Consider the following 14,639-nt stretch of genomic DNA (forward strand, 5'->3'; position numbering starts at 1 on the left):
CCGGCGCGGCGGCGATCGCCACCGGCGCATTGACCTTCCAGCCCTGCCCCGCCGCGCGCGAGCGCCAGCGCGCGCTGACCGCATCCATCGATTTCCCCAGCGCTTCCTTGTCCTTGGCCGCCTTGGCGTCCGCTTCCGCCTTCTTGGCGGCGGCGGCCTGGGCCTGGGCCGGCGTCGGCGGCGGCAATGCCGCCCATGCGCCCTGGGCCACGACCAGCGCCGTCGCCAGCGCGATCCTGTTCAGCGTGATGGTCTTCATCATTTGCTCCCCATCGTGCCCGGCGCGGCCGGCCCCTTGGGCGCGGTATTGCTGGCCGGGCCGGTCGGCTGGTTGGCGGGTGGCGGCGCCGGCGGCGGGTTGTCGCCCGACGGCACCTGGGTGCCCTGGCCGGTGCCGGTCGGCTTGGTGACGCCCTTGTCGGGGCCCTGGCCGGTTTCCTGGACGGTGCCGGCGGTCGCCGCGCCGCCGGTGGTGCCGCCCGAGCCGCCCGCGATGCCCGGCGTTCCGCCCGCATAAGTGGCGTCGGTGGTCGGCGGCTTGTTCTTTTCCAGGATCTCGCCGCTGGTGCCGCCGCCGGCCGTCACCTGGCCCGGGAACTTGGTCTGTTCGATGCCGGCCACGTGGGCCGCGCGGTTGCGGTCGCAGCCGGCGGTCAGGACGAGCGCCGCCAGGCCGAAGGGAATCAGGATGCTGGTCGTTTTCATGGCTGTCCTCAATGCGCAGGGCCCGGCCGCGGCGGCGGCACCGTTCCCGGCCCGGTCGCGCGGCTCGCGCCCGACACCGTGCCGTTCTTCACCTGCTCGTACCACAGCGCGTGGTGGGCGCGCGCCCATTCCTCGTCCACGGTGCCGTAGCGCATGGCCTCGTAGGCCCCCGGCGTGCCCCAGGTGCCGATGTAGATGTGGCCCATGGCGGCGGCGATATAGAGCGCGGAGCCGCCGATATGCAGGTAGTTCGCCACCTGCATCACATAGCGGGTCTGGCCGAAGGTCACGAAGTCGAGGATCAGGCCGGTGATCGACATCACCAGGCCGAGCAAGGTAACACCGAGCCAGAACCAGGTCTTCTCTCCGGCGTTGAAGAAGCCGGCCGGCACGTGCTTGTGCGAGACCAGGCCGCCGCCCTGCTTCACCCATTGCCAATCGTTGCGGTTGAAGAAGTTGCGCCGCACGAAGGTGAAGAACATCAGGATCGAGCACAGGATGAATAGCGGACCCACGAAGTTGTGCAGGTATTTCGAAATAATCGCCACCCAGGAGAACAGGGTATGGCCCATCCACGGCAGCATGATCTTCTTGCCGAACATGATGATGATGCCGGTGATCGCCAGCGCGATGAAGCTGAAGGCCGTGGCCCAGTGGACCTGGCGCTCCCAGCGGTTGAAGCGCTGGATCGTGCGGCCGGAGCGCGGCTCTTCGCGCATCGGACCGACCGTCTGGTAGAAGATGAAGATCAAGAGCGGCACCACCAGCAGGATGATGCCGGCGATGGTGGCGAGCGGCCCGTTGCGCAGGTGGCGCCAGGTATTGCCGCCGCGCTGGACGATGACGTTGCCTTCGTTGTCGCCGTACTGGCCCAGGAAGTGGCGGTCCAGGTGCACGCGGCCGGAGGCGGCCTGGTTCAGGCCGGGTTCGGGCACGCGCGAATCGCCTTCGATCTGGAGCATGGTCTGCTCTTCCGCATAGGCGGGCTCGGCGCGCTCGTTGGGCACGCCGGCCCAGCTCGCCGGCAGCACCAGCGCGGCCGCGAGGAGCAGGATCGCGCGTAACAGCATCAGGTTCGCTCGCATGGATGGCTCCTCGTCAGGGGTTGGCCCGGTTGTACTCGTTCTGCTTCATGTTGCGGTTTTCCATCGCCGCCCACCAGGCCAGGCGGTCGTTGTGGAAACGCGTCTGGTAGGGGCGCGGGTCTTCCTTGCCGGCGTACTCGCCCTTGAGCCAGGCGGGGTGCTGGTCGACTTCGAGGCAGCCGGCCAGCAGCAGCGGCAGCGCCGCGGCGGCAATCAGTCTCAGTGGCTTCATGAGTGCTTTCATGTCGGGAACCTCCCGCCGCCGTTCTGGAAATCGTTGGCTTTCTGGTTCTCGCGCGGCAGGTTGCCCTTGGCCTTGATCTCGCCGCCGCGCTTGGGGCGGCCGTAGGCGATCTTCCAGCCCCACAGCTCGGGACCGTAGCCGCGGGTCTCGACGCGCTGGCGGTAGATGTCGGCGATGATGTTGGCTTCGCCGCCCAGCAGGGCCTTGGTGCCGCACTGCTCGGCGCAGGCCGGCAGCTTGCCTTCGGCGATGCGGTTGCGGCCGTACTTCTTGAACTCCGCTTCCGAGGTGTCCGGTTCCGGGCCGCCGGCGCAGAAGGTGCACTTGTCCATCTTGCCGCGGTGGTTGAACAGGCCGGTCTCGGGGAACTGCGGCGCCCCGAACGGACAGGCGTAGAAGCAGTAGCCGCAGCCGATGCACTGGTCCTTGCTGTGCAGGACGATGCCGTCTTCGGTGTGGTAGATGCAATTGGTCGGGCACACCGCCAGGCATGGGGCGTCGGTGCAGTGCATGCATGCGACCGAGACCGAGCGCTCGCCCGGCACGCCGTCGTTGATCGTCACCACGCGCCTGCGGTTCACGCCCCAGGGCGTCTCGTGCTCGTTCTTGCAGGCGGTCACGCAACCGTTGCAGTCGATGCAGCGCTCGGTGTCGCAGATGAACTTCATCCTCGCAGCCATATCAGTCTCCTCTGCTGTTCAGTGGCGTCAGGCCCGCACCACGCGGCACAGCGACACTTTGGTTTCCTGCATCATCGTCACGGCGTCATAGCCATAGGTCCATGCCGTGTTGCAAGCCTCGCCGCGGACGGTCGGGGCCCCGCCCTCGGGATAGTGGCGCTCCAGGTCCTCGCCCATCCACCAGCCGCCGAAGTGGAAGGGCATCCACACCAGGCCCACGGGAACGCGCTCGGTGACCATGGCCATCATCTTGAGGCGGGCGCCGTTGGGGCTCTCGACCCAGACGTACTCGCCCACCCGGGCGCCGATCTGCTGGGCGTCGCGCGGGTTGATCTCGACGAACATGTTCTGCTGCAGCTCGGCCAGCCAGGGGTTGGAACGGGTCTCTTCGCCGCCGCCCTCGTACTCGACCAGGCGCCCCGAGGTCATGATCAGCGGGAAGTCCTTGGAGAAGTCGACCGCCTGCACCGACTTGTACAGGGTCGGCAGGCGCCAGAAGGCGGCCTTGTCGTCGTAGGTCGGGTACTTGGCGACCAGGTCGCGGCGCGGCGAGGACAGCGGTTCGCGGTGCACAGGGACCGGGTCCGGGAAGTTCCACACATTGCAGCGCGCCCGCGCATTGCCCCAGGGCGCGCAGCCGTGGGCGATGACGACGCGGATGATGCCGCCCGAATTGTCGGTCTTCCAGTTCTTGCCCTCGGCCATGGCCTGCTCGGCCGGCGTGAGCTCGCTCCACCAGCCCAGCTTCTTCAGGAACACGTGGTCGAACTCGGGGTAGCCGACGTCCAGCTGGCTGTCCTTGTTGGTCGAGCCGTCGGCCGCCAGCAGGGTTTCGCCGTTGTGCTCCACGCCCCAGTTGGCGCGGAAGGGCATGCCGCCCTCGGCCACCGGCTTGCTGATGTCGTACAGGATGGGCGTGCCCGGGTGCTTCATTTCCGGCGTGCCCCAGCACGGCCACGGCAGGCCGTAGTAGTCGCCCTTGCAGGGCCCGGAATCGGCCCGCATCGTGGTCGGGTTGAAGGTGTGCTTGTTCTCCATGTGGAGCTTGAGGCGCTCCGGCGAGCAGCCGGTGTAGCCGATGGTCCAGCAGGAGCGGTTGATCTCGCGCAGGATGTCCTCGACCACGGGCTCGTTGTGCACTACCTTGATGTTCTTGCACAGCTGCTCGGCGAAGCCGAGCTTGCGCGCGAACAGGTACATGATCTCGTGGTCGGTCTTGCACTCGAACAAGGGCATGATGACCCGCTCGCGCCATTGGATGGAGCGGTTGGAGGCGGTGCAGGAACCCTGGGTCTCGAACTGGGACGCGGCCGGCAGCAGGTAGACGCCGTCGGTGCGCCCGTGCATGGAGGCCGTCATGCTGGGGTAGGGATCGATCACCACCAGCATGTCGAGCTTCTGCATGGCCGCCTTCATGTCCGGCAGGCGGGTCTGGCTGTTGGGCGCGTGGCCCCAGTAGAACACGGCGCGCAGGTTGCTCGGCTGGTCGACGAACTTGTTCTGCTCGTTTACCGCGTCGAACCAGCGCGACACCGTGATGCCGGGCTTTTCCATCAGCTCCTTGGAGGCGAAGCGCGACAGGATCCAGTTGTAGTCGACGCCCCATACATTGGCGAAGTGCTTCCAGGAGCCTTCCGCCAGGCCATAGTAGCCCGGCAGCGACTCGCCGTTGGGGCCGACGTCGGTGGCGCCCTGGACATTGTCGTGGCCGCGGTAGATGTTGGCGCCGCCGCCCGGGACGCCGATGTTGCCCAGCGCCAGCTGCAGGATGCAGAGCGCGCGCACGTTGGCGGTGCCCACGTGGTGCTGGGTGATGCCCATGCACCAGACGACCGAGGATGGCCGGTTGGTGGCCAGCATCTCGGCCGCCATGCGCACCGCCGATTCCGACACGCCGGTGACGTCCGACACTTTATCTGGCGTCCACTTGGCGACTTCCTTGCGCACGTCCTCCATGCCGTAGGTGCGCTGGTTGATGAAGTTCTTGTCTTCCCAGCCGTTCTGGAAGATGTGCCACAGCATGCCCCACACCAGCGGGATGTCGGTGCCCGGGCGCACGCGCACGTAGTGGTGGGCGAAGCGCGCCGTGCGGGTGAAGCGCGGGTCGATCACGATCATCTTCGCGCCCAGTTCCTTGGCGTGCAGGAAGTGCAGCATCGAGATCGGGTGGGCCTCGGCCGGGTTGGAACCGATGAAGAGCACCGCCTTGCTGTGGTGCAAGTCATTGAAGGAGTTCGTCATCGCGCCGTAGCCGAAGGTCTGGGCCACGCCCGCGACCGTGGTCGAGTGGCAGATGCGCGCCTGGTGGTCGCAGTTGTTCGAGCCCCAGAACGAGACCCACTTGCGCAGCAAATAGGCTTGTTCGTTGTTGTGCTTGGAACTGCCGATCACCATCAGGGCGTCGGGGCCGGCGTGCTGGCGCAGCTGCAGCAGCTTGTCGCCGATCTCGTTGATGGCCTGGTCCCAGGAGATGCGCTGGTACTTGCCGCCCACCAGTTTCATCGGGTAGCGCAGGCGGTGCTCGCCGAAGGCGTGCTCGCGCACCGAGGCGCCCTTGGCGCAGTGGGCGCCCATATTGATCGGCGAGTCGAAGGCCGCTTCCTGGCGCACCCAGACGCCGTTGGCGACCACCGCATCCACCGAGCAGCCGACCGAACAGTGGCTGCAGATGGTGCGCTTGATCTCGGTGGGCACCGGCGCGTTGGGCACCGGGTCGGCGGCTTCGGCCGGTTCGATCACGTTCAGCGGCAGGTGCCGGGCCAGCGCGCCGGCGCCGGCGGCGACGCCGGCCCCGACCAGGAAACGCCGGCGCTTCAGCGCGCTGTCGTGCGTCGTCTTTACGAGGGACATGGACTGGCTCCTCCTGTTGCGCTCACCAATAGGCGGCGGACTGGTAATAACGTCGGATGTGATCGGTCTCGTGGTAGCCGCGCTTGGCCTGGGGCGCACTGGCGGGCGCGGCCGGCTTGGCTTCCTCGGCCTGGGTGCTGCCGGTGACGACGGCCAGGGCGCCCAGCGGCGCCGCCTTCAGGAAGCCGCGGCGCGATGGGTCCGGCGCCTGTTCCTGCCCGCCGGACGCCGCCGTTGCAGCGCTAACATCGACGCTGACGGCATTGGCCTCGACGCGGGCCATGTCGGTATGTTCAGTCATGGGTCTCCTCCCCGAGCACGAATGCTTCGGCCTCGATCGCCAGGAAAGTCCCGGCCAGCCGCGCAACGAGCCTGTAGTAGTTGGCGCCCTCGGCGCCGGCGATGTCGGCCACCGCGCGCTCGTACCAGGGCGCGATGTGGGCCTCGAAAAACTGCTTTTGCTCGGCCACCGGATGGCGGGCGATGCCCGGGCCGCCCGCGACCAGCACGCGCATGGTTTCGCACAGCGCGCCCAGGTGGTCTTCGAACTCCCCCACCCCGCGCACCCGGGCCAGCCTGAGGCGCGCCAGGTCGGCGCGGAGCTCGGCCAGCGGGGCGTCGTTGATGTAGCCGGACAGGTAGCGGGAACCGTAGGGATTGACGGGGGGCGAGCCGATGCTGACGAACAGCTGGCCGAACTCGTCGGCCACGGCTTGCGGGTCCATGACGGCGGAGGCCAGGGTCAGCTGCTCCCAGGCCTGTTCCAGGGCCAGTTCGCCGCCCTGGGCAATGATGGGGTCGCTTGAGGCGAGCGCCTCCAGCAGCTCGGCGTCCGGCGGAGCCAGCAGCAGCCGCGACAGCAAGGCATACAGGTCGGCGCGCGCCTGCTCCTCTCCACTCAGCGGGGGGGCCAGCGACTGGCCGGCGGGTCGGTCGAGAGTGGGCGCGCTCGGGATGGTCACTGTCCTGCTCTCCTGTTGGCAAAGGTTCATGAGAAGTGTATTCCTCCCGTGCAGGACAGCGCGCACGCTTGCTTCTTCAACGCATTCCCGCCGCCCGCATGATCATCCGCAGCACAAAGGCCACCAGCGCCAGGGTGGCGACCCCGCCCAGCCAGAGGGCCGCCATCCAGGCGAGGCGGCGCGCCCATTCGCGCCCGCTGGGCTTGCTCGCCTCCATCAGTGGTACCCCGCATCGGCCTTGACCTTGCCGCGGAACACCCAGTACGACCAGCCCGTGTACATCAGGATGATGGGCAGGATGAAGAGCGTACCCACCAGCGCGAAGCCCTGGCTGGCCGGCGGCGAGGCGGCTTCCCAGATCGAGATGCTGGGCGGCACGATGTGCGGCCAGATGCTGATCGCCATGCCGCTGTAGCCCAGGAAGATCAGTCCCAGGGCCAGTACGAAGGGCAGCCGGAAGGGTTCCTTCTGGGGCGCCCGCTTGAGCGAGCGCAGCAGCAGGAAGATGCAGGCCGCCACCAGGATCGGCACCGGCGCCAGGAACACGATGTTGGGGAAGGTGAACCAGCGGTCGGCGACGAAGGGGTCGCGCAGCGGGGTCCAGATGCTGACCGCGACGATCGCGAACAGCAGCAGCAGGGAAAACGGCCGCGCCACCTGGACCATGCGCGCGTGCAGCTCGCCCTCGGTCTTCATGATCAGCCAGGTGGCCCCCAGCAGGGTATAGGCGATCATCACGCCGATGCCGGCCGCCAGCGGGAAAGGCGCGATCCAGTCGAGCGGCCCGCCGGCATAGCTGCGGCCCGAGACCGCGATGCCGTCCAGGAAGGCGCCCAGCGAGACGCCCTGGAAGAAGCTGGCCACCACCGAGCCGCCGATGAAGGCCTTGTCCCACAGGTGGCGCTCGTGTTCCTTGGCCTTGAAGCGGAATTCGAAGGCCACGCCGCGGAACACCAGGCCGATCAGCATGAAGATCAGGGGCAGGTAGAGGCCGGACAGGATGATCGAGTAGGCCACCGGGAAGGCCGCCAGCAGCCCTTCCCCGCCCAGCACCAGCCAGGTCTCGTTGCCGTCCCAGACCGGCGCCACGGTGTTCATCATGGTGTCGCGGTCTTTTTTCCTGGGGGTGAAGGGGAACAGCATGCCGATGCCCAGGTCGAAGCCGTCCAGCAGCACGTACATGAAGACCGCGAAGAAGATGATGACGGCCCAGATGATGGAAGTGTCGATGCCCATGGCTTCAGCTCCGCGTCCGCTTGTCGTCGTCTGTATTTTCATCATTCGGCACGTCGGCCGCCGACATCGGGCGGCTCGGCGTGCGCTCCTCGCCCGGCCCGCCTTCCGGCGCGTGGGTCAGCTCGAAGTGCTGCGGGCCCTTGCGGATCATACGCAGCACGTAGCCAGTGCCGGCCCCGAACACGAACATGTAGGCGACCACGAACAGCAGCAGGGTCAGTCCCAGCGACACGGCGCCGTGGGGCGAGACCGCGTCGGCGGTGCGCAGCACGCCATAGACCACCCAGGGCTGGCGTCCCACCTCGGTGGTCACCCAGCCGGCCAGGATCGCGACCAGGCCGGCGGGCCCCATCCACAGGGCGAAGCGCTGGAAGGCGCGGTTGAGGAACAGCCGCCCGCCGCGCCGCAGGAACAGGCTCCAGGCGCCGAGGGCGATCATCAGGAGGCCCAGGCCCACCATCAGGCGGAAGCTCCAGAACACGATCAGGGAATTCGGCCGGTCTTCGCGCGGGAAGTCCTTGAGGGCCGGGATCTGGCCGTCCATGGTGTGGGTCAGGATGATGCTGCCCAGGTGCGGGATGCCGACCGCCAGCCTGGTGCGCTCCTCTTCCATGTCGGGGATGCCGAACAGCAGCAGCGGCACCGCCTCGCCGGGATGGTTCTGCCAGTGCCCTTCCATCGCGGCCAGCTTGGCCGGCTGGTGCTTGAGGGTGTTCAGGCCATGGAAGTCGCCGACGATGGCCTGGACCGGGGCCACCAGCAGGATCATCCACATGGCCATCGACATCATCTTGCGCACCGCCGGGTTGTCGCGCCCGCGCAGCAGGTGCCATGCCCCCGAAGCGCCCACCAGCAGCGCCGTGGTCAGGTAGGCGGCGATCACCATGTGCACCAGGCGGTAGGGAAAGGACGGATTGAAGATGATCGCGATCCAGTCCACCGGCACCATGCGTCCGCCCTCGATGGCGTAGCCCTGCGGGGTCTGCATCCAGCTGTTGGCGCCCAGGATCCAGGTGGCGGAGATCAGGGTGCCGACGGCGACCATGCAGGTGGCGACGAAATGCAGGGCCGGGCCGACGCGGTTCCAGCCGAACAGCATCACGCCCAGGAAGCCGGCTTCCAGGAAGAAGGCGGTCAGGACTTCATAGGACAGGATCGGGCCCATGACGCTGCCGGCGAATTCGGACAGGTAGCTCCAGTTGGTGCCGATCTGGTAGGCCATCACGATGCCGGAGACCACGCCCATGCCGAAGGTGACGGCGAAGATCTTCAGCCAGAAGTGATAGAGGTCGACGTAGACCTGGCGCTTGGTGCGCAGCCAGCACAGTTCGAGCACGGCCAGGTAGCTGGCCATGCCGATGGTAATGGCCGGAAACAGAATGTGGAAAGACATCGTGAAGGCGAACTGGATGCGGGCGAGATCCAGGGCGGACAGACCGAACATGGGTGTTCCTTCGCGCTGTGTCTGAGTGTTGAGAATCTAGCATGCTCATTGGGTGCGCACGGTTGGCGATGTCATTTTTGTATGCATTCGTGGTGTGCGAGCAAACTTGGGTCCCGGCCTTCGCCGGGACGACGTGCTGGGGGAGCGGACTGCGGAAACCATTTCGACACGCAGCCTAAAGACCGTCGTCCCGGCGAAGGCCGGGACCCAAGTTGACGTTGAAGTTCAACATAGGACGATTTGTCGCGCCGCCCAAGCGACAGCCCCGTCTATAATCTCCCCATACGCGTACTACCGGACTTCCCATGACCCAGATCGTCTCCTTCAAGACCGACCAGCCAGTGAACATCCAGGCCCTGAAAGCCAGCTGCTCCGCCTGCAGCATGCACCAGCTGTGCCTGCCGATGGGCCTGGAAGATGCCGACATCAACCGCCTCGACCAGATCATCGGCCGCCGCCGGCGCCTGGAAAAGGACGAGCGCCTCTATCAGATGGGGGAGCCCTTCCGCAACCTGTACGCGGTGCGCTTCGGCCACTTCAAGACCTACCAGGTCAACGCCGCCGGCGAAGCCCAGATCACCGGCTTCCAGATGGCCGGCGAGCTGCTCGGCATGGACGCCATCAGCGGCACACACCACTGCGACGCCGTGGCGCTGGAAGACAGCGAGGTCTGCGAAATCCCCTTCTCGTGCCTGGAAGGGCTGTTCGGCGAAGTCCCCGCCCTGCTGCGCCACTTCCACCGCATCATGAGCCAGGAAATCACCCGCGAGCAGAACGTCATGCTACTGCTCGGCAATATGCGCGCCGAGCAGCGCTTCGCGGTCTTCCTGGTCAACCTGTCGGCCCGCTACGCGGCGCGCGGCTATTCGCCCAACAGCTTCCAGCTGCGCATGTCGCGCGAAGACATCGGCAACTACCTGGGCCTGACCATCGAGAGCGTCAGCCGCCTGTTGTCGCGTTTCAAAAAGCAGGGCTGGCTGCAGGTCGACAAGCGCGAAGTCACCCTGCTCGATCCCGCCAAGCTGAAGGCGCTCGCAGCCGGCACCGACGTGTGCAGCCCGATGGCCTGAACGTGGACGGCAAGCTCCCAGTCGACCTGCACCTGCGCAGCTACGGTCCGCAGCCCCTGGGAGACCGTCACAGCTTCGCCCAGATCGTCCTGCCGGTCGCCGGCGAAGTCGACCTGGAAATCGAAGGCCGCGGACGCACACTCGACCTGCTGCACGCCGCCGTGGTCGCGCCCGGCGCCTGGCATACGCAATGGGGCGAAGCCGGCAACCAGTCCTTCATCCTCGACCTCGGCCCCGAGCTGCTGCACCGGGGTCCTTGGCAGCGCCTGCTCGAACGCCCCTTCACCCCGATCGGCGCCGCCGCCCGCAAGCTGGTCGAATTCATGAGCCTGGCCCGGAGCGACGCCGCCGCCCCGGCGCAGCTGCTGCAAGGCTGGACGCCGCTGCTGCTCGACACCCTGTCCCAGGAAACACCCCAGCCCAGGTCGCGGCTGGCGGCGCTGATGGCGCGCATCGAGGCCGCGCCCGGCCAGCCCTGGACCCTGGACGCCATGGCGCGCGCCTGCTCCCTGAGCGCGAGCCGCGTCCACGCCCTGTTCCGCCAGGAGACCGGCATGAGTCCCCACGACTGGCTGTTGCAGCGGCGCCTCGAGCGGGCCTGTACGCTGCTGGTGGCGACGCGCCGATCCATCGCCGACATCGCCCTCGAGACCGGATTTTCCGACCAGAGCGTGCTCACGCGCGCCATGCGCACTGCGATGGACACCACGCCTGCCGCTTACCGGAAGGCGGCGCGCGAGGATAAGCACAAAACGCAGTAGCTGGCGCCAAGACCCGTCCGCCCCGGTGGGCGAGAATCTCCGCTCTCAGGAGGTTCTCATGGTCATCAATCAGACATCGCTCGGCATCGGCTCGGGCATCCTCGCCGGCGCCCTGTGGGGCCTGGTCTTTCTCGCGCCCCAGCTCACCGCCGGTTTCCTGCCCCTGCAGCTTTCGGCCGGGCGCTACCTCGCCTACGGGCTGGTGGCGGTGGTCCTGATCGCGCCATCCTGGCGCCGGCTGCTGCGGGTGCTGTCCTGGAAGGAGTGGCGCGCCCTGCTGTGGCTGGCATTCACCGGCAACATCCTCTATTACATCTTCCTGGCCACCGCCGTGCAGGCAGGCGGCGTGGCCATGCCCTCGCTGGTGATCGGCCTGCTGCCCATCGCCGTCACCCTTGTCGGCACCCGCGACCGCCACGCGGTGCCGCTGCGCCGCCTGCTCCCCTCGCTGGCGCTGAGCGCCGCCGGGCTGGCCTGCATCAGCTGGCAATCGGTGTCGAGCACGGGCGCCGATTCCCTGCTCGGCCTGGGCTGCGCGGCCGGCGCCCTGGTCTCCTGGACCATCTACGCCGTCAGCAACAGCCGCTGGCTCGGGCGCCTGGAGGGCGTCTCCGGCCACGACTGGAACCTGGCGATGGGTGTCGTTACTGGCCTGGAGGCCCTGCTGCTGGCGGTCCCCGCCTTTGCCGGCGCGGATGCGGGCCACAGCAATGCCCAGTGGCTGCATTTCGCCGGCGTGGTCACCAGCGTGGCGATCCTGTGCTCGATCCTGGGCAACGCGCTGTGGAACGTGGCGAGCCGCGCCCTGCCCCTGAGCCTGATGGGCCAGATGATCGTGTTCGAGACCTTGTTCGCCTCGCTGTATGGCTTCTTATGGGAAGAGCGCTGGCCAAGCGCCCTGGAGTGGGCCGCGATGGGGCTGCTGGTGGGCGGCGTGGTGGCCTGCGCCCGGGCCCACGCCCGTACTGGCCACGGATGAGGTGCGCCAGTCCGGCGCGCGAACTGGCATCATGGCAGGACGATCCCGACAGGAGCAGACAAGGTGTGGTTGACACGAAGCTGGATGACGGTGCAGCAGGAATTCTCGGACCTGGGCAATGTGGAAGACATTACCCGCATCGTGCTGCGCCTGCTGGTGGCGCTGGTGCTGGGCGGGCTGCTCGGCTACGAGCGTGAATCGGTGGGCGCCTCGGCGGGCCTGCGCACCCACATGCTGGTGTCGCTGGGCGCGGCGCTGTTCGTGCTGATTCCCTTGCAGGCCGGGATGAATATCCAGGACCTGTCGCGGGTGATCCAGGGGATCGTGGCCGGCATCGGCTTCCTGGGCGCCGGCGCCATTCTCAAGCAGACCGACAAGGAAGACATCAAGGGACTGACGACGGCGGCCAGCGTCTGGCTGACCGCCGCCGTCGGCATCGCGGCCGGCATGGGGCGCGAGGCGACGGCGGTGTTCAGCACCCTGTTTGCCATCGTCGTGCTGACGATCATGCGCAGCGCGACGAAGGACCCGGCAGCTTAAGCGACTGCCTTGTCGGGCGCGCCGGCCTGGGCGGCCTTGACGCGCTCTTCCCAGTAGTGGGCGCCTTCGATGCCCAGGGCCTTCGGATCGAACTGCGGATCCTTGCCGGCCTTCTTCTGGCCTTCATAGTCGCGCAGGCACTTGAAGGCGGTCTTCTGCATCAGCAGGATGGCGACGATGTTCAGCCAGGCCATCAGGCCCACGCCCATGTCGCCCAGGCCCCAGGCCGCTTCCGCCGTCTTCACCGAGCCGTAGTAGGTCGAGCCGATGATGAACAGCTTGAGCACCAGGGTCATCCACGGACGGTTGACGGTGCGGTTGATGTAGGCGATGTTGGTCTCGGCGATGTAGTAATAGGCGACGATGGTGGTGAACGCGAAGAACAGCAGCGCCACGGCCACGAACAGCGCGCCGAAGCCCGGCATCACGTTTTCCAGCGCGGTCTGCACATAACCCGGACCCGAAGCGACGCCCTGCACGCCGGTGAACAGCGGGGCGCCGTTCGGCGCCTCGACGTTGTACTGGCCGGTGATCAGGAGCATGAAGGCGGTCGCCGAGCACACGAACAGGGTGTCGATGTAGACCGAGAAGCCCTGCACCAGGCCCTGCTTGGCCGGGTGGCTCACTTCGGCCGCCGACGAGGCGTGCGGACCGGTGCCCTGGCCTGCCTCGTTCGAGTACACGCCGCGCTTGACGCCCCACATGACCGCCAGGCCGAGGATGGCGCCGAAGGCGGCTTCCTGGCCGAAGGCCGAGGCGAAGATCAGCTTGATCACGCCCGGCAGTGCGCCGATATTCATGCCCACGATGACCACGGCCACCAGGATGTAGCCCAGCGCCATGAAAGGCACGACCACTTCCGCGAAGGTGGCGATGCGCTTGACGCCGCCGAAGATGATGAAGGCCAGCACGAGCGACAGGCCGATGCCGGTATACATGGGCTCGATGCCGGTGGCGGTCTTCAGGCCCTCGGCGATCGAGTTGGCCTGCACGCCCGGCAGCAGCAGGCCGGTGGCGATGATGGTGGCGAAGGCGAAGGTCAGCGCATACCACTTCATGCCCAGGCCCTTTTCAATATAGAAGGCCGGGCCGCCGCGGTATTCCTTGCCGATCTGCTCCTTGTACACCTGGCCCAGGGTCGACTCGACGAAGGCCGAGCTGGCGCCCAGGAAGGCCACCGCCCACATCCAGAACACGGCGCCGGGGCCGCCAAAGGTGATCGCGGTCGCCACGCCGGCGATGTTGCCGGTGCCGACGCGGCCGGCCAGGGTCATGGACAAGGCCTGGAACGAGGATACGCCCTGCTCCGAACTCTTGCCTTCGAACATCAATCGGACCATTTCCTTCGCGTGGCGCACCTGCAGGAAGCGCGTACGGAGGGAGAAGTACAGGCCGGTGCCCAGGCAGAGCGCGATGAGCGCCGGGCTCCAGATAACGCCATTGGCGGCGGTGACCAAGTCATTCAGAGACATGTTTTCCCTAGCAGAGCGGCAACGGGTGTGCCGTTATGAACAATCGATCGGCGCGGTAGCGCCACCTTACTTAAGAGTAATGCGCAGAAGTAAATGCGTGGACAGCATATCAACAACGGCAGCCGAATGCTACAGGCGTGCGCCACCGCACGGAACGCGACCTTATCGAGGCGTAATATCTTGTCAAAACACACACATTTTAATGAATCGCCCAACCCTATAAGGAGAGCACCATGAACAAAATGACCTTGGCAGGCATCATGATGGCAGTCACCGTGCTGGCTACCGGCTGCAAGAAGGACGTGGACGGCGACGGCAAGGGCCCGGCCCAGGAAGCTGGCGCAGCGATCGACAATGCCGGCCAGACCGTGGCGGAAGGCACCAAGGAAGCCGCTGCTGAAACCGCCGCCGCCGCCGAACGCGCAGGCGACCGCGTGGAAGCCGCCACCGAACGTGCAGGCGAGCGTATCGAAGCCGCCGGCGCCGAAGTGAAGCAGGAATCCAAGGAAGCCGCAGCCGAAGTCGGCGCAGCTGCCGACCGTGCCCAGGACGCCACCGGCCGCGCCGTGGAACGTGCTGGCGAGAAGATGCAAGACGGCAAGTAATACCGT

Annotated in this window: 16 protein-coding genes and 1 pseudogene; 5 read left to right on the forward strand and 12 right to left on the reverse strand. The window is 67.0% G+C overall.

The window, feature by feature from the left end; genetic code table 11:
- The 11 genes and pseudogenes from J8847_RS05210 to J8847_RS05260 form a co-directional block, all read right to left on the reverse strand.
- A pseudogene (locus J8847_RS05210) lies at window positions 1–262 on the reverse strand (hypothetical protein); the annotation flags it as partial.
- A complete protein-coding gene (locus J8847_RS05215; RefSeq protein ID WP_211523630.1) occupies window positions 259–705 on the reverse strand; it encodes a hypothetical protein in 447 nt (148 codons plus the stop codon). The gene J8847_RS05215 and the pseudogene J8847_RS05210, both read right to left, overlap by 4 nt.
- 8 nt (window positions 706–713) lie before the next feature.
- The gene (locus J8847_RS05220; RefSeq protein WP_211523631.1) at window positions 714–1,790 is read right to left on the reverse strand and encodes a formate dehydrogenase subunit gamma; all 1,077 of its coding nucleotides are present in this window, start codon (window positions 1,788–1,790) and stop codon (window positions 714–716) included.
- Between the two features lie 13 nt (window positions 1,791–1,803).
- Window positions 1,804–2,022 carry a hypothetical protein gene (locus tag J8847_RS05225; RefSeq protein WP_211523632.1) on the reverse strand — a complete coding sequence of 73 codons (219 nt, stop codon included), beginning with the start codon at window positions 2,020–2,022 and terminating at the stop codon, window positions 1,804–1,806.
- Between the two features lie 8 nt (window positions 2,023–2,030).
- The gene (fdh3B, locus tag J8847_RS05230; RefSeq protein ID WP_211523633.1) at window positions 2,031–2,714 is read right to left on the reverse strand and encodes a formate dehydrogenase FDH3 subunit beta; all 684 of its coding nucleotides are present in this window, start codon (window positions 2,712–2,714) and stop codon (window positions 2,031–2,033) included.
- Window positions 2,715–2,741: 27 nt separating this feature from the next.
- Window positions 2,742–5,564: a formate dehydrogenase subunit alpha gene (locus J8847_RS05235; protein WP_211523634.1), complete on the reverse strand. Its 2,823-nt coding sequence runs from the start codon at window positions 5,562–5,564 to the stop codon at window positions 2,742–2,744.
- A 22-nt stretch (window positions 5,565–5,586) separates the two neighbouring features.
- Window positions 5,587–5,865 carry a twin-arginine translocation signal domain-containing protein gene (locus tag J8847_RS05240; RefSeq protein WP_229512526.1) on the reverse strand — a complete coding sequence of 93 codons (279 nt, stop codon included), beginning with the start codon at window positions 5,863–5,865 and terminating at the stop codon, window positions 5,587–5,589.
- Window positions 5,858–6,526 (reverse strand): molecular chaperone, encoded by a 669-nt coding sequence (locus tag J8847_RS05245; protein ID WP_373888750.1) that lies wholly within the window; start codon window positions 6,524–6,526, stop codon window positions 5,858–5,860. Before J8847_RS05245 ends, J8847_RS05240 begins: the two co-directional genes overlap by 8 nt.
- Window positions 6,527–6,602: 76 nt before the next feature.
- Window positions 6,603–6,743 carry a DUF2474 domain-containing protein gene (locus tag J8847_RS05250; protein WP_211523635.1) on the reverse strand — a complete coding sequence of 47 codons (141 nt, stop codon included), beginning with the start codon at window positions 6,741–6,743 and terminating at the stop codon, window positions 6,603–6,605.
- The gene (gene cydB / locus J8847_RS05255; RefSeq protein WP_211523636.1) at window positions 6,743–7,762 is read right to left on the reverse strand and encodes a cytochrome d ubiquinol oxidase subunit II; all 1,020 of its coding nucleotides are present in this window, start codon (window positions 7,760–7,762) and stop codon (window positions 6,743–6,745) included. The genes J8847_RS05250 and cydB overlap by 1 nt, the downstream gene beginning before the upstream one ends.
- A gap of 4 nt (window positions 7,763–7,766) precedes the next feature.
- Window positions 7,767–9,206, reverse strand: a complete 1,440-nt coding sequence (locus J8847_RS05260) for a cytochrome ubiquinol oxidase subunit I (RefSeq protein ID WP_211523637.1) — start codon at window positions 9,204–9,206, stop codon at window positions 7,767–7,769.
- A gap of 305 nt (window positions 9,207–9,511) precedes the next feature.
- Here J8847_RS05260 and fnr point away from each other — a divergent pair, with 305 nt between their 5' ends.
- The 4 genes from fnr (at window position 9,512) to J8847_RS05280 (ending at window position 12,556) form a co-directional block, all read left to right on the forward strand.
- Window positions 9,512–10,276, forward strand: a complete 765-nt coding sequence (gene fnr, locus J8847_RS05265) for a fumarate/nitrate reduction transcriptional regulator Fnr (protein WP_211523638.1) — start codon at window positions 9,512–9,514, stop codon at window positions 10,274–10,276.
- Window positions 10,258–11,037: a helix-turn-helix domain-containing protein gene (locus J8847_RS05270; protein WP_373888749.1), complete on the forward strand. Its 780-nt coding sequence runs from the start codon at window positions 10,258–10,260 to the stop codon at window positions 11,035–11,037. The genes fnr and J8847_RS05270 overlap by 19 nt, the downstream gene beginning before the upstream one ends.
- A 58-nt stretch (window positions 11,038–11,095) precedes the next feature.
- Window positions 11,096–12,016 carry a DMT family transporter gene (locus tag J8847_RS05275; protein ID WP_211523639.1) on the forward strand — a complete coding sequence of 307 codons (921 nt, stop codon included), beginning with the start codon at window positions 11,096–11,098 and terminating at the stop codon, window positions 12,014–12,016.
- A gap of 84 nt (window positions 12,017–12,100) precedes the next feature.
- Window positions 12,101–12,556, forward strand: a complete 456-nt coding sequence (locus tag J8847_RS05280; RefSeq protein ID WP_211523773.1) for an MgtC/SapB family protein — start codon at window positions 12,101–12,103, stop codon at window positions 12,554–12,556.
- On the opposite strand, the gene J8847_RS05285 is transcribed toward J8847_RS05280, so the two are convergent.
- Window positions 12,553–14,028: a sodium:alanine symporter family protein gene (locus J8847_RS05285; RefSeq protein WP_229429521.1), complete on the reverse strand. Its 1,476-nt coding sequence runs from the start codon at window positions 14,026–14,028 to the stop codon at window positions 12,553–12,555. The two genes, J8847_RS05280 and J8847_RS05285, sit on opposite strands and share 4 nt — an antisense overlap.
- A gap of 233 nt (window positions 14,029–14,261) precedes the next feature.
- Between J8847_RS05285 and J8847_RS05290 the strand changes: the two genes are divergently transcribed.
- Window positions 14,262–14,633 (forward strand): hypothetical protein, encoded by a 372-nt coding sequence (locus J8847_RS05290; RefSeq protein ID WP_229429520.1) that lies wholly within the window; start codon window positions 14,262–14,264, stop codon window positions 14,631–14,633.
- Window positions 14,634–14,639: the final 6 nt, after the last annotated feature.

The organism is Massilia sp. AB1 (assembly GCF_018119385.1).
GTDB lineage: Bacteria > Pseudomonadota > Gammaproteobacteria > Burkholderiales > Burkholderiaceae_D > Telluria.

Coding starts and splice junctions, on each gene's coding strand:
- J8847_RS05250 (WP_211523635.1), bottom strand. CDS start 6,743: ATGGAGGCGAGCAAGCCCAGCGGGCGCGAATGGGCGCGCCGCCTCGCC.
- J8847_RS05280 (WP_211523773.1), top strand. CDS start 12,101: ATGACGGTGCAGCAGGAATTCTCGGACCTGGGCAATGTGGAAGACATT.
- J8847_RS05215 (WP_211523630.1), bottom strand. CDS start 705: ATGAAAACGACCAGCATCCTGATTCCCTTCGGCCTGGCGGCGCTCGTC.
- J8847_RS05290 (WP_229429520.1), top strand. CDS start 14,262: ATGAACAAAATGACCTTGGCAGGCATCATGATGGCAGTCACCGTGCTG.
- fdh3B (WP_211523633.1), bottom strand. CDS start 2,714: ATGGCTGCGAGGATGAAGTTCATCTGCGACACCGAGCGCTGCATCGAC.
- J8847_RS05240 (WP_229512526.1), bottom strand. CDS start 5,865: ATGACTGAACATACCGACATGGCCCGCGTCGAGGCCAATGCCGTCAGC.
- J8847_RS05275 (WP_211523639.1), top strand. CDS start 11,096: ATGGTCATCAATCAGACATCGCTCGGCATCGGCTCGGGCATCCTCGCC.
- J8847_RS05285 (WP_229429521.1), bottom strand. CDS start 14,028: ATGTCTCTGAATGACTTGGTCACCGCCGCCAATGGCGTTATCTGGAGC.
- J8847_RS05225 (WP_211523632.1), bottom strand. CDS start 2,022: ATGAAGCCACTGAGACTGATTGCCGCCGCGGCGCTGCCGCTGCTGCTG.
- J8847_RS05235 (WP_211523634.1), bottom strand. CDS start 5,564: ATGTCCCTCGTAAAGACGACGCACGACAGCGCGCTGAAGCGCCGGCGT.
- J8847_RS05220 (WP_211523631.1), bottom strand. CDS start 1,790: ATGCGAGCGAACCTGATGCTGTTACGCGCGATCCTGCTCCTCGCGGCC.
- cydB (WP_211523636.1), bottom strand. CDS start 7,762: ATGGGCATCGACACTTCCATCATCTGGGCCGTCATCATCTTCTTCGCG.
- fnr (WP_211523638.1), top strand. CDS start 9,512: ATGACCCAGATCGTCTCCTTCAAGACCGACCAGCCAGTGAACATCCAG.
- J8847_RS05260 (WP_211523637.1), bottom strand. CDS start 9,206: ATGTTCGGTCTGTCCGCCCTGGATCTCGCCCGCATCCAGTTCGCCTTC.